The 19,096-nt window shown below is 40.8% G+C and carries 19 protein-coding genes; 16 read left to right on the top strand and 3 right to left on the bottom strand.

Annotation, left to right across the window (positions count from 1 at the left end; translation table 11 throughout):
* Positions 1 to 17 precede the first annotated feature (17 nt).
* The 5 genes from pgm to C2M30_RS09270 all read left to right on the top strand — a co-directional run bounded on the left by pgm (position 18) and on the right by C2M30_RS09270 (position 6,806).
* Positions 18 to 1,658, top strand: a complete 1,641-nt coding sequence (pgm, locus tag C2M30_RS09290) for a phosphoglucomutase (alpha-D-glucose-1,6-bisphosphate-dependent) (RefSeq protein WP_105171442.1) — start codon at positions 18 to 20, stop codon at positions 1,656 to 1,658.
* 58 nt (positions 1,659 to 1,716) lie between these two features.
* Positions 1,717 to 2,760 (top strand): succinylglutamate desuccinylase, encoded by a 1,044-nt coding sequence (gene astE, locus C2M30_RS09285; RefSeq protein WP_105171441.1) that lies wholly within the window; start codon positions 1,717 to 1,719, stop codon positions 2,758 to 2,760.
* Between the two features lie 288 nt (positions 2,761 to 3,048).
* Complete coding sequence (locus C2M30_RS09280; protein WP_010560158.1) at positions 3,049 to 4,263, top strand: thiamine pyrophosphate-dependent dehydrogenase E1 component subunit alpha; 1,215 nt, start codon at positions 3,049 to 3,051, stop codon at positions 4,261 to 4,263.
* On the top strand, positions 4,263 to 5,240 hold the full coding sequence (locus tag C2M30_RS09275) for a transketolase C-terminal domain-containing protein (RefSeq protein ID WP_010560157.1): 978 nt from the start codon (positions 4,263 to 4,265) through the stop codon (positions 5,238 to 5,240). Before C2M30_RS09280 ends, C2M30_RS09275 begins: the two co-directional genes overlap by 1 nt.
* 9 nt (positions 5,241 to 5,249) lie before the next feature.
* Positions 5,250 to 6,806 (top strand): dihydrolipoyllysine-residue acetyltransferase, encoded by a 1,557-nt coding sequence (locus C2M30_RS09270; RefSeq protein ID WP_105171440.1) that lies wholly within the window; start codon positions 5,250 to 5,252, stop codon positions 6,804 to 6,806.
* Positions 6,807 to 6,843: 37 nt separating this feature from the next.
* Here C2M30_RS09270 and C2M30_RS09265 read toward each other — a convergent pair whose 3' ends face one another.
* Together C2M30_RS09265 and C2M30_RS09260 are read right to left on the bottom strand one after the other, a co-directional pair.
* The gene (locus tag C2M30_RS09265) at positions 6,844 to 8,001 is read right to left on the bottom strand and encodes a putative manganese transporter (protein ID WP_105171439.1); all 1,158 of its coding nucleotides are present in this window, start codon (positions 7,999 to 8,001) and stop codon (positions 6,844 to 6,846) included.
* A 91-nt stretch (positions 8,002 to 8,092) separates the two neighbouring features.
* Positions 8,093 to 9,718 carry a M28 family metallopeptidase gene (locus tag C2M30_RS09260; protein WP_105171438.1) on the bottom strand — a complete coding sequence of 542 codons (1,626 nt, stop codon included), beginning with the start codon at positions 9,716 to 9,718 and terminating at the stop codon, positions 8,093 to 8,095.
* Between the two features lie 107 nt (positions 9,719 to 9,825).
* On the opposite strand from C2M30_RS09260, the gene C2M30_RS09255 reads away from it, so the two are divergent.
* Genes C2M30_RS09255 through C2M30_RS09245 form a run of 3 tightly spaced genes read left to right on the top strand, consistent with a single transcriptional unit; the run spans position 9,826 to position 12,615 of the window.
* Positions 9,826 to 10,635, top strand: a complete 810-nt coding sequence (locus tag C2M30_RS09255; RefSeq protein WP_105171437.1) for a DUF3025 domain-containing protein — start codon at positions 9,826 to 9,828, stop codon at positions 10,633 to 10,635.
* Positions 10,632 to 11,420, top strand: coding sequence for an ABC transporter ATP-binding protein (locus C2M30_RS09250; protein ID WP_100913323.1), 789 nt, complete (start codon positions 10,632 to 10,634; stop codon positions 11,418 to 11,420). Before C2M30_RS09255 ends, C2M30_RS09250 begins: the two co-directional genes overlap by 4 nt.
* Positions 11,413 to 12,615: an ABC transporter permease gene (locus C2M30_RS09245; RefSeq protein ID WP_010560151.1), complete on the top strand. Its 1,203-nt coding sequence runs from the start codon at positions 11,413 to 11,415 to the stop codon at positions 12,613 to 12,615. Before C2M30_RS09250 ends, C2M30_RS09245 begins: the two co-directional genes overlap by 8 nt.
* Positions 12,616 to 12,668: 53 nt before the next feature.
* Here the strand turns inward: C2M30_RS09245 and C2M30_RS09240 are convergent, their stop codons facing one another.
* Positions 12,669 to 13,574 (bottom strand): OmpA family protein, encoded by a 906-nt coding sequence (locus C2M30_RS09240; protein ID WP_105171436.1) that lies wholly within the window; start codon positions 13,572 to 13,574, stop codon positions 12,669 to 12,671.
* A gap of 132 nt (positions 13,575 to 13,706) precedes the next feature.
* On the opposite strand from C2M30_RS09240, the gene C2M30_RS09235 reads away from it, so the two are divergent.
* The 8 genes from C2M30_RS09235 to C2M30_RS09200 all read left to right on the top strand — a co-directional run bounded on the left by C2M30_RS09235 (position 13,707) and on the right by C2M30_RS09200 (position 19,079).
* Positions 13,707 to 14,426 carry a hypothetical protein gene (locus tag C2M30_RS09235; RefSeq protein WP_105171435.1) on the top strand — a complete coding sequence of 240 codons (720 nt, stop codon included), beginning with the start codon at positions 13,707 to 13,709 and terminating at the stop codon, positions 14,424 to 14,426.
* Between the two features lie 14 nt (positions 14,427 to 14,440).
* The gene (locus C2M30_RS09230; RefSeq protein WP_105171434.1) at positions 14,441 to 15,034 is read left to right on the top strand and encodes a response regulator transcription factor; all 594 of its coding nucleotides are present in this window, start codon (positions 14,441 to 14,443) and stop codon (positions 15,032 to 15,034) included.
* 133 nt (positions 15,035 to 15,167) lie between these two features.
* Positions 15,168 to 15,443, top strand: coding sequence for a Flp family type IVb pilin (locus C2M30_RS09225; RefSeq protein WP_234004707.1), 276 nt, complete (start codon positions 15,168 to 15,170; stop codon positions 15,441 to 15,443).
* Between the two features lie 30 nt (positions 15,444 to 15,473).
* The gene (locus tag C2M30_RS09220) at positions 15,474 to 15,767 is read left to right on the top strand and encodes a Flp family type IVb pilin (protein WP_100913328.1); all 294 of its coding nucleotides are present in this window, start codon (positions 15,474 to 15,476) and stop codon (positions 15,765 to 15,767) included.
* A 58-nt stretch (positions 15,768 to 15,825) separates the two neighbouring features.
* Positions 15,826 to 17,211 (top strand): Tad domain-containing protein, encoded by a 1,386-nt coding sequence (locus C2M30_RS09215; RefSeq protein WP_105171433.1) that lies wholly within the window; start codon positions 15,826 to 15,828, stop codon positions 17,209 to 17,211.
* Positions 17,212 to 18,192, top strand: coding sequence for a hypothetical protein (locus tag C2M30_RS09210; RefSeq protein ID WP_105171432.1), 981 nt, complete (start codon positions 17,212 to 17,214; stop codon positions 18,190 to 18,192). It abuts the gene before it with no gap.
* Positions 18,179 to 18,853 (top strand): hypothetical protein, encoded by a 675-nt coding sequence (locus tag C2M30_RS09205; protein WP_105171431.1) that lies wholly within the window; start codon positions 18,179 to 18,181, stop codon positions 18,851 to 18,853. Before C2M30_RS09210 ends, C2M30_RS09205 begins: the two co-directional genes overlap by 14 nt.
* Positions 18,840 to 19,079 carry a hypothetical protein gene (locus tag C2M30_RS09200; protein ID WP_105171430.1) on the top strand — a complete coding sequence of 80 codons (240 nt, stop codon included), beginning with the start codon at positions 18,840 to 18,842 and terminating at the stop codon, positions 19,077 to 19,079. Before C2M30_RS09205 ends, C2M30_RS09200 begins: the two co-directional genes overlap by 14 nt.
* The last annotated feature ends 17 nt before the right edge of the window (positions 19,080 to 19,096 follow it).

Raw genomic sequence — 19,096 nt, 5'->3', positions numbered from 1 at the left:
TATATTGAAGGTGAATCATGGCAAACCATGAAAGAGCAGGGCAGCGCGCCGTACAATCTGATTTAGTCAACATTCCTAAACTGATGTCAGCTTATTATTTGTATGAACCAGATATTGAGCAAAACCCAGAGCAAGCTGTTGCGTTTGGTACATCAGGGCACCGTGGGTGTTCGTTAGACACAAAATTCAACGAGTCTCATATATTGGCAATTACGCAAGCGATTTGTGATTACCGTAAACAAAACAATATATTTGGCCCACTGTTTTTAGGCAAAGATACACATGCGTTATCAGAAGCTGCGTTTAACTCTGCTATTGAAGTATTAGTTGCGAACGAAGTGCAGGTTGTAACGCAAGAAAATGATGATTTCACACCGACACCTGTAATTAGTCATGCGATTGTCACGCACAATAAAACGCACAGTGCTGAACTTGCGGATGGTATCGTGATTACACCTTCACACAACCCGCCACAGGATGGTGGTTTTAAGTACAACCCGCCAAATGGTGGTCCTGCTGATACCGACATTACAAAGTGGATTGAAAATAGAGCAAACCAATTGTTAATTGAAGACTTGGTTGAAGTTGAGCTATTTCCATTTGTAAAAGCAAAGCGTTCGGGCTTTATTCAATACCAAGATTTAATGACACCGTATATTGACGATTTAGCTAACATTATTGATATGCAAGCAATCAGCAAAGCAGGCATTAAAATTGGCGTTGATCCACTCGGTGGTTCTGGTATTAATTTCTGGCCACTGATTGCTGAAAAATACAATCTTGATATTACTGTGGTTAACGAGCAAATCGACCCACAGTTTTCGTTTATGTCGTTAGATAAAGACGGCAAAATTCGTATGGATTGTTCATCACCACACGCAATGGCAAGCTTAATTGCCATGAAAGATAAGTTTGATATTGCGGTAGGTAACGACCCTGATTATGACCGTCATGGCATTGTCACGCCCGATGGTTTAATGAACCCGAATCATTATTTAGCTGTTGCGATTGATTACCTAATTAGCCATCGCCCAGATTGGCCTAGTAGCGCTAAAGTAGGTAAAACTTTGGTATCCAGTGGCATGATTGATAAAGTCGTCACCAAGCACGGTCGTGAAGTATTTGAAGTGCCTGTTGGCTTTAAATGGTTCGTTGATGGTTTACTAGAATCAAGTTTACTGTTTGGCGGTGAAGAAAGTGCAGGAGCCGCATTTTTACGACGCGACGGTTGTGTGTGGGAAACCGATAAAGACGGCTTTATTTTAGCGTTACTAGCCGCTGAAATTTTAGCGGTTACGGGCAAAACACCAAGTCAGCATTATAAAGCACTCACTGATGAATTCGGCGCACCACTTTATAAGCGCTTAGATGCCCCTGCAAATACGGCGCAAAAAGCCAAACTGTCAAAACTATCGGCGGAAGACGTTAGTGCAAATACCTTAGCGGGAGACGAAATTACCGCAAAGCTAACTCACGCACCGGGCAACGGCGCGGCAATTGGTGGCTTAAAGGTAACAACGGCTAATGGCTGGTTTGCTGCCCGTCCTTCAGGTACCGAAGATATCTATAAAATTTATCTTGAATCGTTTGTCTCTGAGGCACATTTAAACGAGCTTGAAACTGAAGCCATAGCTTTAGTTAATTCAGTTATTTCATAACATTATTAGAAGTTTTAAAAGGCGGTTTACCGCCTTTTTTATTATGTAAAGAACAAAGATGAGTACTATGACAACAACAAACCTAGCAACTTCAGGCGATTTTTTATCAATTTCCCGTAATCATGAATGGCATTTAGACCCTTTTGAGTTCACTTTAGAGAGCGGCACGCATGTTAGCGTTAAAGATACAGGCGTAATTGAGTTTACTCCTCCTCGCTATGGCAAAAAAGACATTGTGTTATCGTCAGCTGTGCATGGCAATGAAACGGCGCCAATCGAAATTTGTGATGAGCTTATCCAAAACATTATCAAGGGTAAATTAACCCTAGCGCATCGTGTGCTGTTTATTTTTGGTAACCCAGCATCTATAAATATTGCGAAGCGTTTTGTTGAAGAAAACCTCAATCGTTTGTTTTGTGGTGCACACAAAGCGGGTGAGCAGAATAATGAAAAAATCCGTGCGGCAAAACTCGAAAACTACGTAAGTGATTTCTTTAATAAAGAGGCCGGTGAAGGCAGAAAACGTATCCATTACGACTTGCACACAGCCATTCGTGATTCTAAGAATGAAAAATTCGCGGTATACCCATTTTTACACGGTAAACCCTGGAAAAAAGAAGAATTGAGCTTTTTATTAAGCTGTGGTGTAAATACTGTGATGATGATGAAGTCTGCTGCAACCACATTCAGCTATTTTTCTAGCAGTACCTTTGGTGCCGATGCGTTTACTATCGAACTAGGTAAAGTAAGGCCGTTTGGCGAAAACGATATGTCACGCTTTGAAAAGGCTAAGCAGAGCTTAACGCTGCTGATCTCTCAACATGAGATGCAATATCCGGAGTTTAACTTTGATGACTTTGAGTTATTCGATGTATACCGCACCATTAATCGTACAGAGCAAAACTTTAGTTTTCCGTTTAGCGACAGCGCCGCAAACTTTACAGGCTTTGCCAAAGGAGCGCTATTGGCAACCGACGGCAATACTGAATATTTTGCCGATGTTGATGGCGAAGCCATTATTTTCCCTAATGCAAAGGTCGCACTTGGTCAACGCGCATTATTGACTGTTATCCCGCTACAAAATAAAACAGATTTTGTATAAATATCTTGCCACACCTTTTCGGATATTCAGCTAAAATTAGTTGAATATCCGTTTACGTTAACGTAAAGTCGAGCTAACTTTAATTTAATATCAGTCCAATTTATGGGTGATATGTACTAATCATACCAGTCATTTGCATAAATTAGTTGTTTAATGGTTATTGTTAGTTGAATTGATGCATTTATTTCAAATAACCTAGCTGTTATGCGTATCTCAACGTATTGCTAATTATGTTGCTAAATTGGATATTTACTCATTTTTAAAGCGCTACATCATTAGAGGTAAGCTATGACGAACCCGCAAAATGTGTCGTTAAATGCGTCAACGGAACTCGAGTTTATCGATCCATCCGCATTAGACATACCTACTGTTAGTTTATTAGATGAAAATGGTCATTTAGTAAAAGGAGCAGTAGATCCAAACATTGATAAAGACACTGCACTAAAAATTTACAAAACCATGCGATTCATCCGTGCGTTAGATGAACGTATGCAAGCAGCCCAACGCCAAGGTCGCGTTTCGTTCTATATGCAATGTTTAGGTGAAGAAGGCGCAGTTACGGCCAGTGCCGCAGCGCTAAAAGACAGCGATATGATTATGGCGCAGTATCGCGAGCAAGCCGCACTGCGTTATCGCGGTTTTAGCTTAGAGCAGTTTATGAACCAAATGTTCTCCAATGAGAAAGATTTGGGTAAAGGTCGTCAAATGCCAATTCACTATGGTTCAAAAGAATTGCACTACATGACGATTTCATCGCCGCTTGGAACGCAAATTCCACAAGCAACAGGCTATGCATATTCACAAAAAATTCCACACATTAATGCGCAATCGGGCGAGCTTGATTCTGAAATTGACAACATCACGTTGTGTTATTTTGGTGAAGGTGCTGCATCTGAAGGCGACTTTCACGCGGGCCTAAATATGGCTGCTGTTTTAAAAGCGCCGGTTATCTTTTTTGCGCGTAACAACGGTTATGCAATTTCAACACCGGCAGACGAGCAATTTGCAGGTGACGGTATTGCCAGCCGCGGTGTTGGTTATGGCATCAAAACAATTCGTGTTGATGGTGCAGATGCGCTTGCAGTTTACGCTGCGACGCAAAAAGCGCGTCAATACAGTGTTGAAACGGGTGAACCAGTATTAATTGAATCGATTGCATATCGCTTAGGTGCGCACTCGACGTCGGATGACCCAACGGGCTATCGTTCAAAAGAAGAAGAAAGCACCAATACGAAATGCCCAATTCAACGCTTTAAAGGCTACTTATTAAGCAAAGGTTGGTTAGACGAAGCGCAAGATAACGCAGAAGATGAAAGCTTGCGAGAAGCAATTTTAGACGCTGTAAAAGTTGCTGAAAAAGTGGCTAAGCCACCGATTGAAGATTTAGTTACAGATGTGTACGACACACCAATTCCATTACTTGAAAAACAACTCGAAGCATTAAAAGAGCATGTAAAAGCGCATCCAGACGCTTACCCGACAACCGCAGGGAGAATCAAATAATGGCACAAATGAATATGTTACAAGCGATTAATTCTGCGCTTGATATTTCAATGTCGGAACATCCACTTGCCTGTATTTTTGGTGAAGATGTGGGTTACTTTGGTGGTGTATTCCGTGCTACTAGTGGCTTACAAGAAAAATACGGTAAACACCGTGTGTTTAATACGCCGCTTACAGAGCAAGGTATTTTAGGTTTTGCTAACGGTTTAGCGGCAGCAGGTGCACCTGCCATCGCAGAAATCCAATTCGCTGACTATATTTTCCCAGCGTTTGACCAAATCGTAAACGAGTCTGCTAAGTTCCGTTACCGCAGTGGTAATGAATTTAATGTGGGTAAGCTAACTATTCGTACACCATACGGTGGCGGTATCGCCGGTGGTTTATACCACTCTCAATCACCAGAAGCGTATTTTGCTCATACACCGGGTTTAAAATTGGTTGTGCCACGCAACGCTTATCAAGCAAAAGGTTTGTTACGCGCATGTATTAAAGACGATAACCCAGTTATTTTCTTTGAGCCTAAGCGTTTATATCGCGCCTCTATCGGCGATGTGCCAGAAGATGATTTTATTATCCCAATTGGTAAAGCGGAAGTGGTTTCTGAAGGTTCAGACATCACGCTGCTTGCATGGGGAGCACAAATGGAAATCATTGAAAAAGCAGCTGAAATGGCGAAGCAAGATGGCATTAGTTGTGAAGTGATTGATTTACGCAGTATTCAACCTTGGGATGTTGAAACGGTTGCTAAGTCAGTAACTAAAACTGGCCGCTTAATCATCAGCCATGAAGCACCTATTACGTGCGGTTTTGGTGCCGAAATTGCTGCAACAATCCAGCAAGAATGTTTCTTACATTTAGAATCGCCAATTAGTCGTGTATGTGGTTTAGATACACCGTATCCGCTTGCACTGGAAAAAGAATACATTCCTGATGCATTAAAAGTGTTATCAGCAATTAAGCAGTCAGTGCAGTTTTAAGGAGTGGTTATGAGTCAAGATTTTATTTTACCAGACATTGGTGAAGGCATTGTTGAATGCGAAGTAGTCGAATGGCTTATTAGCGAAGGCGATACGGTAGCTGAAGACCAGCCTATTTGTGATGTAATGACCGATAAAGCACTGGTACAAATTCCTGCGGTGCACAATGGTGTTATCACAAAGCTGTATTATCAAAAAGGTGAAATAGCGAAAGTGCATGCGCCGCTTTTTGCGATGGATGTTGATGGTGCAGCGGTTGCCAGTGCGCCTCAAGAAGCAGCGCCAGAAACCAGCACTGAGCAGCCAGTGGTAAGCGAAGCGCCATCAGGCACTGCACTTGAAGATTTTATTTTACCGGATATCGGCGAAGGTATTGTTGAGTGTGAAATTGTTGATTGGCTAGTTGCTGAAGGCGATGAAATCAAAGAAGACCAAGCGGTTTGTGATGTAATGACAGATAAAGCGCTGGTACAAATTCCTGCTAAACACACCGGTCGAGTAACCAAGCTTTACCATCAAAAAGGTGAGATTGCTAAAGTACATGCGCCGCTTTTCCAAATGCAGGTTGCCAGTGCACAAGTTATCAATATCCAAGAAAAAGTGGTGAACGCCCAACAAAATGCCTCAGCTAAGCAGGTTGAAGCGACACCATCACAAGCTGTTGCCAGCGGTAAAGCCGTTGCAAGCCCAGCAGTACGCCGTTTAGCGCGAGAGCATAACATTGATATTGCGAATGTGGATGGCTCTGGTAAAAATGGCCGTGTTTATAAAGAAGATATTAAACGTTTCTTAAATGACGGCAGTACAGCGTCTAAGCGTACTGACGACAGATCAGCGCCAGTAGTAGCAACACAAACGCAAGAAACGCGCGTTGAGCCTATTCGTGGTATGCAAGCTGCGATGGCGAAACAAATGATGGAGTCGGTATCGACTATTCCACATTTCACATTGAGCGATGAGATTGATTTAACAGAACTTATCAGTTTGCGCAAAAGCCTTAAAGAACAGTATGCAAAGCAGGGCGTTAAGCTCACCATGATGCCGTTCTTTATTAAGGCGTTGTCTTTAGCGTTAAAAGAGTACCCTGTGATTAATTCGCAAGTCAATGCGGATTGCACAGAGCTTACATACTTTAATGATCACAACATTGGTATGGCGGTTGACTCAAAACTTGGCCTGTTAGTACCAAATATCAAATCATGCCAAGCTAAAAACATGGTGGACATTGCCAATGAAGTATCTCGCTTAACAGAGCAAGCGCGCGAAGGCCGTGTAACGCCTGCAGATTTAAAAGGCGGCACAATTTCAATTTCAAATATTGGTGCAATTGGTGGCACAACAGCAACACCAATTATCAATAAGCCAGAAGTTGCGATTGTGGCGCTCGGTAAACTACAACATTTACCGCGCTTTAATGCCAATGGTGAGGTTGAATCACGTGCAATTATGCAAATATCGTGGTCAGGCGATCACCGCATTATTGATGGTGCAACGATGGCACGATTCAATAACTTGTGGAAACACTATTTGGAAACGCCAAGTGCCATGTTAATGGCAATGAGCTAATAAATAAAAAGGGGTCACATGACCCCTTTTTTATGTACTAAAAAAAGAAGATTAAGTAGCCGATAGCTAAACTAGGTATGGAGGTATACAAGGTTGCTATGAGCGCCGCTTTTGGTGCAAGTGCAATCGCCGGGAAAAGGGCATCACCATCATTTGAAATGGCATTTGCCATAAGTGCCGAAAAGGGTACTAATCCTTGCATATAAAGTGAGGTGACAAGAATTTGTGGCCCGCACCCTGGCAGTAAACCAATTAAGCAGGCAATAAGCGGCAGTAACACGGCGTAGTTTTGAAAAAGAGCTGCTATATTCATATCAGACCACAGCACGAATAATTCATAGCCAATAAACGCAGCCACAACCCAACTGGTGATAAAGTGTGTATCTTGCAGTACCTTTGTTGTTAAACTTTCTTTACTGCAGTCGTCTTCAGCGGTGACATCTTGATAGCTCTTACCAGGAGATGAGCACGCCCACAATAGCGCCACGATAAAACAACAGGCCGCAGCGATATAACCTAAGCCTTGGTTAATATTTTCACCAAAGTCATATTGAAATGCGACAAGCAGTGCGGCAAGTGTCATCGGTAACGCGACAATACGCCAAAATTGAAGGCTAATAAAACCAACAGGCTTAGGCAATCTTTGGCACTGTAATTGTTGATGTGATGGTGTAATTGGCGCAAGAAAATCGGCTGGGTGCAGCAAGTTCACGAGCCAACCAAACAGTGTTGCAACCGTAAAACTAATGGTTAATACCAACAGTGCTGTTTTTGGCTCTGCCGCGATAAGTAAGAATGCCGCATCGCCCATAGTGGCTATGAGTACTGCTACCAAGGAGCCAAAACTGGCTTGTTTTTTAGTGTATTGTGTTACCACAATTATTGCGCCGCCGCAGCCTGGTAGTGCACCGAGCAAAGCGGCAAACGGAATTTCAAGTTTTGGTGTAACCTGTGCAATATAACTTAACTCGAGTTTAGGAAATCGGTTTACCAATAAGTAATAGCCATAAAGCGTTGCAGCAACAAACATAGTTACTTGTAAAAACGCATCGGCGAGGGCGCCAAGCACTACAGCGCGGGTCGACTCATTAAAAATAAGGCAGAGCAATGCTATTGGTAAAAACAAGCGTTTATAAGCGAGAGTGCTTTTAATTGCGTGTTTTGGTAGCGCGAATTGTGAGAGGGAAAACAACATACAGTGTACCTAATCGAATATTAGCTTCACTATAGTACTAACGGTAATGCGAATCAATCACATTACCGTTTAATTTAATCAATCGTGGTGATTATTTTTTTCGTTGGAACTCTGATTGACTGTCCCACTTAGGCCAAGCCTTGCTGTCAGCGATATCTAAACCAACTTGATAAAACAGCTGTAAGTCCTCAACTGCACCTGAAAGGTCCCAGCCTTTACGGTATTGATCGCATGGTTGGTGATAGCATCCACGTAAAATCAGTCCCATACGTTTGCGATAACGGGCTGTTTCGTCGTCAATCGCTTCGGTGCCACCGCCTGAATACATCGCTGGAATGCCCATTTGTGCAAATGCAAAGTGATCAGAACGATAATAGCCACCAGCAGCAGGGCGTGGATCGCCTGATAGTGTACGACTTTGCTTTGCAGCAGCGCGTGCTAAGTATTCATCCATTTCTGATTTACCAGCGCCAACCACGCTCATGTCTTTTACACGACCTAGCAGGTTCAAGCTATCCATATTAATATTGGCAACCGACTTATTTGCATCGATAACTGGGTTTGCAGCGTAGTATTTCGCCCCTAACAAGCCTTGCTCTTCCGCTGTTACTGCTAAGAAGGTCACTGAACGTGCAGGTTTGTTTGGCAGCATTGCAAACGCTTCTGCGATTTCAATCATACCCGCTGTACCAGTTGCGTTATCATGCGCACCGTTATAAATGTTGTCGCCTTTTTTACGTGGATCTTTGCCGAGGTGATCCCAATGCGCTGAGTATATAATGTGTTCGTCAGGTGTTTCGGCACCAGGCAATGTTGCAATAAAGTTACGCGAAACTGACTTTTTAATTTCGCTTTTAACCGTTACAGACGCCGTTAAATCACCCATATCAATTGAGTAGCCACCTTTCGCGGCTTTTGCTTTCTCTTTTGCAAAATCAAGTCCGGCTTTCGTAAACAGTTCATTGGCAACATCAAGCGTGATCCAACCTTCAACTGCTACGCGATCCATATTCTTGTTTTCTTTTTGAAAACCAAATTGTGGGCCTGACCATGAGTTTTCCACCACCGACCATGGGTAAGAGGCCGGGGCAGTTTCATGTACAATAATTGCGCCAGCAGCACCTTGACGTGATGCTTCTTCGTATTTATACGTCCAACGGCCGTAATAGGTCATTGCATTACCGGTGAAGAGTGACTCGTCTTGCGTAGCAAAACCAGGGTCGTTAACCAGCATTACGACGGTTTTTCCTTTTACGTCTAATCCTTCGTAATCGTTCCAGTTATACTCAGGCGCGTTAATACCATAGCCGACAAATACCAGCTCTGAATTTTCAATGGCTTCAAGCTCGCTCATGCGACTCGTACCCATTACCATATCTTTTTTGTATTGATATGCTTTGCCATCAATCGTTAGCGACATATCAGGTGATGCTTCGATTGATACAAGTGGGACTTCTTGATAAAAGCTACCCTTGTTGCCACCGACAAAGCCTAATGCTTTAAAATGTTTTTCTAAATAGGCTAGGGTGAGCTCTTCACCTTTAGTGGATGGCGCACGACCTTCAAACTCATCTGATGCAATTGTTTTTATATGTTGTCCGAGTTGTTCGGCATTAATGCTGTTATAAGCAGCATCGAGCGCGTGTTGATCATTGGTAGTTGCACAGCCACTTAACAATAAAGAGACGGCAATACCGATTGGCGTTAGTTTTTTCATAATTCAACCTGTGTCACAAATTTAGGAGATTATAAAAACTAGTTTAGTGTTGTGCTAGTAAATGCGTTAAAGTACGCGTTTTAGTTTTTACTTTTTAAATCACCAGAATGAAATTTGAAGCCCCAGCACATTGGACGACTGATTTTTTACATCATGGGATCTTTGACGATTTAAACGCCTTATTTAATTTAACGCAATTTTCCAACTGGCCAACACTTGATTGGCTAAACTCCTTAGCTATAAACATAACAAACCGAAATAACCAGCAAATTTCATTTGTTGCTAATGACGATGTTGACTGGCAACACGGTTATTACGAAGAAATCATTTTTGACAAGGGAGAGATCCCAACGCGTTTGGAGAACTGGCACGATTTGTTTGGTGCCTTTATTTGGTTACTCTTTCCAAAGACAAAGGCATTGCTTAATCAATTACATATTGAGCAAATAAATAAACATGGTAAAACCGAGCGCTCAAAAAAGCGCAATGCCATTACATTGTTGGATGAATGCGGCGTGTTAGTCGTATGTGACCAAGCACAGGCAGATTTATTGAAAAATCATTTATGGATTGAAGGTTTTTATAATCAGCGTGAACAGTGGCACAGTACGATTTATCCGTTTATGTTTGGCCATGCAAATTACGAAATGGCAACACGCCCTTACCTTGGATTAACCGGAAAAGCCCTGTATATCACCGTTGAACATCAATTAATGCCAAAATGCCTGAAAGATAGGTATGCTTGGCTAGACAGTTATCTTGAAAATCTTATTGAAAACGAAGACATTCTTTGCGATAACAGCAGTTTGTTTCCATTACCGTTACTTGGCGTACCAAATTGGTACGAGCAAAACAAAGAAAAAGCATTTTACGAAAATACCGATTATTTTCGTCCTAAACGAAGGAAGTTGAAATGATAGAAGTGTCGGCGCTAAAAAAGCGTTTTAAGCTTACTAAAGATCACAAAGTAAAAAACCAAGAAAAAAAGGATCCTAGAGAAGACAAAGATTACTTTCACTCAGTTCGTGATGTGTCGTTTACCTGTAATAAGGGCGAAGTATTGGGTTTATTAGGACCAAATGGAGCCGGTAAAACTACGACATTACGCATGCTTTCAACTGCATTGGGGCCCGATGCTGGAAAAATTGAAATTAACGGCATAGATGTTGTTAAAAAGCCACTTGAAGCACGTAAAAAGATTGGCTTTTTATCAGGTTCTACCGGACTTTACGGGCGTTTAACTGCGAAGGAAAACATCGAGTATTTTGCGCGGCTTCATGGCATGAATAAGCAAGCGGTAAAAACGCGTTGTGAAGAGTTATTTGAGATGCTTGATATGCATAGCTTTTTAGATAAGCGAGCGGAGCATTTATCAACCGGCATGAAGCAAAAAACCAATATTGCCCGTGCAGTAGTGCATAACCCCGAAGTGATTGTGCTTGATGAGCCAACAACGGGCCTTGATATTATGACAACGCAAACTGTTATCAGCTTTATTCAAAGTATTAAAGCGCAGGGCACACCGGTTATCTTCTCAACTCACCATTTAGATGAAGTTGAGCTTTTATGTGAACGCGTAAGTGTTATTGATAAAGGCATTACCTGTTTTGATGGTACAATTGATGAATTTAAAGCACGTGGCCAAAGCGATGTATTAAACAATGCGTTTTTAACGATTTTGAAGGAGCAACAAGGTGTTTGAGGTATTTTTAAAAGAGTTAAAAGAACTGCTGCGCGATAGAAAAACCCTTATTTTTGTCGTTGCCTTACCGGTTGCAATTTTTCCGGTGATTTTTGCGCTGATGGGCTTTCTAATGAGTAAAGCAGCCTTAGAGGCTGAGCAAAAGGTTCATAATTACGCAATTATAAACGCTGAGTACGCACCTGAATTTAAAGACAAATTGTTTTTTCATAAAAACTTTAAGCTAGTAGAAGGTGACTTCAAAACCGTTGAAGAATTAAAGCAAGCGGTGAAAGACGAAGTAATTGATGTAGGTATTGTTATCCCTTCAGATGCGCGCGACGCGTTGGAAAATGGTAGCAGTAATGAATGGCAAATTGTATTTAACGATGCGTCATCACTGAGTTTTATTTTTACCCGCATTAAAGAAATGGCGGAAGAGTTTTCGCAAACATTACAAAGCGAGCAATTTAACAAGCTTGGTATTGCGAAAGAGCATCAAGAATCACTGTTAAACCCTGTTGTATTAGAAAAAGTAGATACCGCCGATTTACGTGAAAACTTAGGTGAAAAGCTCGGCGCGTTAATTCCATATTTATTGATCCCATTAGTGCTTGCGGGTGCAAGTTATCCAGCCATTGACTTAGGCGCGGGTGAAAAGGAACGCGGTACATTAGAAACTCTACTGCTTACACCAATTCCACGTACCGAACTGGTATTGGGCAAGTTCTTTACAGTACTTTTTACCTCGCTTGCCACGGCATTAATAACCGTTGCCAGTATGGGAGTCTGGATGAAGTTGGCGAGTAGCTTCTTTGATGTTGAAAAGATAACTGATGCATTTTCAATGCTTGGCTTCATGGACTTTGCATTGATCTTATTACTGCTAATTCCACTTGCGTGCGTGTTTTCATCACTCGTGCTTGCGATTTCAATCTACGCACGTTCGTTTAAAGAAGCGCAAAACTATATGGGACCATTGTCAATGCTGGCGTTTTTACCGCTGATTGTTGCCATGATGCCAAATATGGAACTCAGCATGAGTACAGCTATGGTGCCAATTACCAATGTGGCATTAGCAATTAAAGAAATCATTAAAGGCACAGTAGATTACAGCTATGTTGGTATGATTTTTATTGCTACTGCTGTTTTAGCTGGTGTATTAATGGCTGCATGTGTACATTGGTTTAAGAAAGAAGAAGTGTTATTTAGATAACAATTTTAAAAAATAGAATTGTAAAACGCCCAACATCTGTTGGGCGTTTTTGTTTACAGCAAGTCTGTGCGTTTAACTAGCTCAACACGGCGGTTAGATAAACGCCCGTTTTCTGATGCATTGCTTTCTTTAGGTGAAAACTCACCGACACCAATTGCAACTAAACGCGATTTCTCAATACCTAAATCACTTAACTTAGTTTGAATAGCCAACGCGCGCTTTTTCGATAATGTTTGATTGTACTGAGCATTACCACTGTCATCCGTATGACCGACTAAATAGAAGTTTTGATTAGGCACAGATTTTAGGTAAGTTGCCAGCTTTTCGATGCTTTTACCCGAAGATTCGGTTAACTCATCACTATCAAACTTAAATTGAATATTGGGGATTTGATACTTTCCTTGTTTGTCGATAAGCGAATCTATATACGCTTTGTCGACAGATACCGTTGAATTGTTATTGCGTTTTTCCACAACCTGCACATTCAGATTGCGTGCTTTATCGTAACCCGTTGCATATATGGTGACATAAAGGTCGTCTTTAATGGCAAAAGAGCGAAACTCTTGCGTCTCATCAAACCCAAATGGTGCAGAAATACCTAGTGCGTTAGCCATACTCGCGATACTGCCACATGCCGATGCAGAGCATTGACTTAATAGGGTAAAACCACTTTTTTCAAGCGCTGCTTGATATTGTTCAACCACATCCACTTCGCTCAACGCAAGCGGAATACTATAGCTAGTTGAGCTAAGTGAACCTTTGACATCTTTACCTTGATAGCCAGTTTGTTCAAACCCAACCAATACGGTTTTTTTAACGTACTTTTTGTAATCTTGATGGGTTATCGAAGACCCTTCAATATTCGACATAAATTGCGCTAGTTGATTGGTTTTTGCATTTAAAGGGAATGATGCAGAAATTGCTATTGTGGCACAAATAGCAAGGGGGTTGATTTTCATAACACGTCCTATGTTGTACTGAATTTATAAAGTTACTAAATTACAAAGCGTTGCAAAATGTAAAATAATATGTTCCCATAAAGTAGTAAAAAGGTGAAGTGACATCACACGATTATTTTCAAGGATTGAAGAATGATACGACTCTTTTCTATTTCCCTCGTTATTGCGCTATCGCAATTTTCACCACGCTTAACTGCGGACGTTTTGCACTTCCATTTTGAGGTGTTTAATGGTGAACAACATTATGGTACAAGTGACTTTTGGGTGTCTGATACGTTTACGCGTTTTGATTTAAATATTCCTGAACACTACCATAAAACCGAATACGTTTCGTTAAAACAGGGCGTAAGTCAGTTATACGATCATGAGTTAAAAACGTATGTGTCGATTAACGATCAAGAAATAAAAGCAAGGGTTAAAAAGCAGATTAATTTTACAGGTTCAGATGAAGAGTTTGATCAACTTGTTTTAGCTACTGCTAAAGAGGAAGGCTTTCCTGATTATTTAACATTTAAACAAGAGAGTGGCGAACTAATTGCTGAATATGATGGCGAAAATTTGTTTATTATCACACCGATTACAGATAAACGTTGGATGCTCTCAGCAAAAGAGAAAAATATGCTTAGTATGGCGCTCAATAAACGTCAGCGAATGAATCCACCTGAGGTCGGTATGATAGAAGTGTTACCACCAGATGTCATGTTTTTCTTGTTAGACAACAGCCAATTTGGTTTTACGCAATACCATAATAAATTATATGAAAAGCGGTTTAGATTAAAATCTTTAGAACGTTTAAAAACTAAGGATTTTAGCGTCAAAGATGCGCAAACATATCGTAAATTAAGTTTCTAGGTGTAATTGAGAAAATGGATTTTTATATTATAGGCAAAGAAAATAAGTTGGCGAGTAAAGTGTTTAAATGTGCCAGTTTGCTAGACACTAAGGTACGTTTTGTACTGCCCGGGGATAAAATTAACACGCAGCACTCTGATAAGTATGTGTGCTTTGTAGAGTCAACCTATTTACGTTCTTATTCGTTATATGGATTAGAGAAACAGTCAATTATCGTGTTGCAGCAATCAATAAGCTTTGAACAAGAATGCGATTATTTACGCAAAGGCTATCGAGGCGTATTACAAACAGACTTATCACCTCAGCTGATTATTGATCAACTACAAGTGCTTTCAGGTAACTTTGAATTGCTCTTTAGTAGAGCGGCATTATCAAAAATAGCGTCTGAATATATCAATAAACGAGTCGAAGAAAGTAAACCTATAAGTGTATTAACACGTAAAGAAAATCAAATAGTTACCTACCTTCATAGTGGCTTACAAAATAAAGAGATTGCAAAAGAGTTGGCGATTTCTCCAGCGACAGTTAAAACACACGTGCAGCGTATTTTGAAAAAAACAGGTGCAAAAAACCGCACACAAATCCTGAGTAAAACAGCGAGTTTGTAAGTACGCCATTAGGTGTATTTTTTTCAAAAAAATTTAATTTTGTAACAAGTTTTGTCATCCCTTTGGTGAATAGAGCATTCTCTCTAAAGCACGTATCATTTTTGGTGCGTTTATTCTATTTAAGGAGAAAACAGTGAAAAAACGTCAACTTGGTCAAGGTATGACCGAATACATTATTATCGTTGCACTGATTGCGGTTGCAGCTATTGGAGTATATAGCTTCTTCGGTAAAACAGTACGAAACCAAGTATCAGCGCTTGCAAATGAAGTGTCTGGTCAGGACTCTGCAACACAGATTCAAGCTGCTAAAACTTCTGCAGGAGAAGCGACTACAGTTGCAGATAAAAACTATAACCTAGGTAACTACAATGATGCAGCGAATAAGTCTGCTGAAGGTGGTTCTAAGTAATAATTTACCTATTACTTTTAAAGGTGGGTTATGAAACGTAGTCAGTTTGGTCAAGGTATGACCGAATATATCATCATTGTTGCACTCATCGCGGTTGCGGCAATAGGTGTATATAGTTTTTTCGGTAAAACGGTACGGAATCAAGTCTCAGCAATATCGACTGAAATTTCGGGACAAGATTCTGGAAACCAAATTCAGGCAGCAAAAGACGCTGCTGGTGATAGTGCTACTGTAGCAGATAAAAATTACAATTTAGGAAATTACAACGATGGTGCGAATAAAGCATCGGGTGGTACTTCCGGTGGTGGTTCTGGTACAGATTAGTACTTGTTAAGACAAGGTAGTTGGGGAGGCATCTCCCCATTTTTCACAAGGTTGTGTTATGAGAAAACAAAGCGGTCAATCGCTAGTCGTTGGCTTGATTTTTTTACCCGTAATCGTTCTATTTTTACTTTATTTATATAACGTATCACAACAGAACCTGCACAAAACTCGGCTACAAAACACATCAGATGCGGCAGTGTTAAGTGGTTCTCAATTTTTAGCACGTGAGCTAAATTTCAAGGCGTACACAAACCGCGCAATGATCGCTAATCATGTTGCAATTGGACAGTATGTGGGTCTTTCCTCTTGGTTTAATTTTGCTGTAGAGACATTCGATAACATCGAAGATGTTGCCCGCTTTATTCCAGGTGTCGGTGCATATTTTACGCAGGCTGAGCAGTACATCGACAGTATCAATGATACGGTTTTACAACCGGGGTTAGAAGTAGCAGTGACGCTAACAAATGCAGTGAATACGGGACTGTCAAAATCGCAAAGTATTATGTCGTATGCGTCGTCGGCTGCGATGGTTGATTCACTCAATGGAATTGTAAAGTTAAATGATGCTGATGCCGAATTGGACATTATTTCTGCAACAACATTAATGAATACTATTTTCAACGATTGGCGCGATTATCAAGGTGGGTTTAATCGGACAGATAACACCGGTCGTTATCAAGAATTTTTCAAAGTAGTCACGAATTCTCGCGATCAATTTTTAGTCAATCGTTCACATGATTGGGGTTTTCCGTTTTCATTTACATGGCCTTGGTGCACAGGCTACTACAAAACGCGTCAAGCCGGGGGCACAGATTTAATTAACCACGGTGAACGAGATAAAGAGACCTGGACATCAATGGATACATTAAGTATTCACTACAAACGTTGGAAACGGTTTCGCTGCAGAAAACGTGAAGCGCGCATAGGTTGGGGCGGATCGCACGCAGGTGAAGATAATGATACGAGGCGATACTCAAGTCGCAGTCTATATGGACAATCAAGACGTATAAACCGCAGCGCTTCAAATCGTGCATACGCACGGGAAAGTGCAATGAATGATGCATATAGCGGCATACAACAGTTCTATTCTGTTAAGAAAATTGATCAATCGAATGATGCGCCTCCAGTAACGATTGTTGTATCAAAATCTATCGATGCGTTACAAACATCAAAGTCGTTAGGTATAGGCACCACGAAAGAAAATGAGACACGCAATGTTGACATAAACATTGAAGAGGGCATGGACGTACCTCGTGACCAATTCTCATCGGCAGCAAAGGCTCGAATTTACTATTATCGCGCGACTGACTTGTGGCCAAATACTCGATTTGAGTATGGAAATCTATATAACCCATACTGGCAAACAAGTTTACAAGATATCGACAATTCGGAACGTACTTATCTTTTAGGTGCTGTTTTTGGTTTAGATTTGGCAGGGATGTAAATGAAGAAACAACATGGACAATCGTTAGTTGAAGTAGGCATTTTGTTAGCCTTTGTAATAGCACCTCTGATGCTGCTTTTACCCTATTTCTCGAAGGTAATTGAAGCACGACATTACAATGATATGAGTGCGCGCTACATCGCGTTTGAAAAAACAGTATGGCTTGAGGAAGGAAAGAAAAATTACTCCAACTCAGGACAAGGAAGGTTGGCAATTAAGCAGACAGATGTAATAAAAAGCGAAGTACCCAATCGTCTTTTCGGAAAGCTTTCTACACCAATTGACTCTCGCCCAGTTGATTCCAGTCAGGGTTGGAACAGTCTTGACGATGGGTATGCATCTTTTAAGTTTACGCAAGCAAAATCAACCAAGGCGCACCAAAGTTTGTTTGCAGCGTATAACCCCAATGAAGAAAATGAAGCAAAACATCGCTTTTTTGAAGTAAAAACGACGCATGAAAAGCCACCTGGCGATATCACTTCGCTTCTTAATGGGGCACTTTCGTTACTTGAGATTGGTGGCACTGAATTTAACGATAAAGGCTTTTTTAAAGGGCAATCAGAACTTCAGATAGCAAGTCATTTACTACTCGAAGATGAAGATGGAAGAAACTCGATGTCTAGTGAAACTGGACGTGAGAAGAAGCGCGAAAGTGAATTTGAAATTGCAATGAATAGTGAACTGTATGTGCTTGCAGATGGTTGGAATGTAGGCGGGCCTCGCCACAACATTGATCAAGTTAAAGGATTGGTGCCCTCTAACCTTTTTGATAACGCGGTGGTTAACACATTGCGTAATTTTTTGTCGCACGTACCAATTGCAAAACATTTAAATTCGCGTTCGTTAAAGTTTGGTCATGTTGATATTGAAGAATTACCGTTAGAGCGTTATCGCGAAGATATTCCCGGTGATGATACCGGTAACCCAGGCGATAGTGATGATACAGATCCAGACAAGGATAAAGACCATGTTATTGATTAGATTTATTACGTTACTTAGTTTGTTATTTATTTACTCTGTTAATGCAGCTGAACTCGTTTTTCCTGAAGATAGTGAGGTTACAGTTGTAGCAGAAGATATTTTTATGAATGGTAGCCAAGTGAGTATTTGGCAAGTTGAAACGCCACTCAAACGTTCAGAACATGCAGAGTTTTATGCTAACGCTTGGCAAGGTGATGGTAAGAAGTTCGGTGTAAAGGAACTTGAAAGTGAAGTTGTAGTCAGTAAATTTTTCGATGGAAAATTGTTTACAGCTCAAGTTACGCAGCATTATCCGAAGTCGATAGCCGTGGTATCAATATCACATTCGCCGTCAAATAAACTAGCTCGTATTGTTAGTAAAATTAGTGACCTACCAAAACCCAGTGGCAGTAAAGTACTTAATGAAATCAAAGCAAAAGATGGCGCGAAGTACTCAGTAACACTGTTGTTGAGTAATAGAAAAAGCATTTCAAACAATGTGTCTTTTTATACACGTTACCTTGAACAACAAGGGTTTACAATTGACCGAGCTAAAACTCATCACAAACAAAAAGAGGGGGTTATTTTAGCTAGACGAGGTCCAAGTGAATTTAATGCGACGTTCCATATTGAGAATAATCAAACATTTATAACGGCGATCAGAGTAGATGCAGACATTTAAACGAAATCAAAAAGGACAATCGGCAGTTGAGTTTTTCGTTGTAACAGGTGCGCTCGTAGCCGCTTTGTTAATGCCAATTCCAGAAAACGAATTAGGCGGTTTTCTTGAAGAACATCAAGGACACAATGCCTTAGAAATCCTAACGCAAAAAATCAAAGACAGTTATCACGCGTACAGTTATGCCAAAAGCATTACCCCATTACCATCGAAGATAATTAATAAATAAAACTCAGAGGTTATAAC

The organism is Pseudoalteromonas sp. T1lg24, from assembly GCF_002964745.1.
GTDB lineage: Bacteria > Pseudomonadota > Gammaproteobacteria > Enterobacterales > Alteromonadaceae > Pseudoalteromonas > Pseudoalteromonas spongiae.
The sequence above is the reverse complement of the archived record's forward strand: the minus strand, read 5'-3'. Positions and strand labels throughout refer to the sequence as shown.

Bases quoted from the DNA above. Each gene is read 5' to 3' on its own strand.
- pgm (WP_105171442.1), top strand. From the start codon at position 18: ATGGCAAACCATGAAAGAGCAGGGCAGCGCGCCGTACAATCTGATTTA.
- astE (WP_105171441.1), top strand. From the start codon at position 1,717: ATGAGTACTATGACAACAACAAACCTAGCAACTTCAGGCGATTTTTTA.
- C2M30_RS09280 (WP_010560158.1), top strand. From the start codon at position 3,049: ATGACGAACCCGCAAAATGTGTCGTTAAATGCGTCAACGGAACTCGAG.
- C2M30_RS09275 (WP_010560157.1), top strand. From the start codon at position 4,263: ATGGCACAAATGAATATGTTACAAGCGATTAATTCTGCGCTTGATATT.
- C2M30_RS09270 (WP_105171440.1), top strand. From the start codon at position 5,250: ATGAGTCAAGATTTTATTTTACCAGACATTGGTGAAGGCATTGTTGAA.
- C2M30_RS09265 (WP_105171439.1), bottom strand. From the start codon at position 8,001: ATGTTGTTTTCCCTCTCACAATTCGCGCTACCAAAACACGCAATTAAA.
- C2M30_RS09260 (WP_105171438.1), bottom strand. From the start codon at position 9,718: ATGAAAAAACTAACGCCAATCGGTATTGCCGTCTCTTTATTGTTAAGT.
- C2M30_RS09255 (WP_105171437.1), top strand. From the start codon at position 9,826: ATGAAATTTGAAGCCCCAGCACATTGGACGACTGATTTTTTACATCAT.
- C2M30_RS09250 (WP_100913323.1), top strand. From the start codon at position 10,632: ATGATAGAAGTGTCGGCGCTAAAAAAGCGTTTTAAGCTTACTAAAGAT.
- C2M30_RS09240 (WP_105171436.1), bottom strand. From the start codon at position 13,574: ATGAAAATCAACCCCCTTGCTATTTGTGCCACAATAGCAATTTCTGCA.
- C2M30_RS09235 (WP_105171435.1), top strand. From the start codon at position 13,707: ATGATACGACTCTTTTCTATTTCCCTCGTTATTGCGCTATCGCAATTT.
- C2M30_RS09230 (WP_105171434.1), top strand. From the start codon at position 14,441: ATGGATTTTTATATTATAGGCAAAGAAAATAAGTTGGCGAGTAAAGTG.
- C2M30_RS09220 (WP_100913328.1), top strand. From the start codon at position 15,474: ATGAAACGTAGTCAGTTTGGTCAAGGTATGACCGAATATATCATCATT.
- C2M30_RS09215 (WP_105171433.1), top strand. From the start codon at position 15,826: ATGAGAAAACAAAGCGGTCAATCGCTAGTCGTTGGCTTGATTTTTTTA.
- C2M30_RS09210 (WP_105171432.1), top strand. From the start codon at position 17,212: ATGAAGAAACAACATGGACAATCGTTAGTTGAAGTAGGCATTTTGTTA.
- C2M30_RS09205 (WP_105171431.1), top strand. From the start codon at position 18,179: ATGTTATTGATTAGATTTATTACGTTACTTAGTTTGTTATTTATTTAC.
- C2M30_RS09200 (WP_105171430.1), top strand. From the start codon at position 18,840: ATGCAGACATTTAAACGAAATCAAAAAGGACAATCGGCAGTTGAGTTT.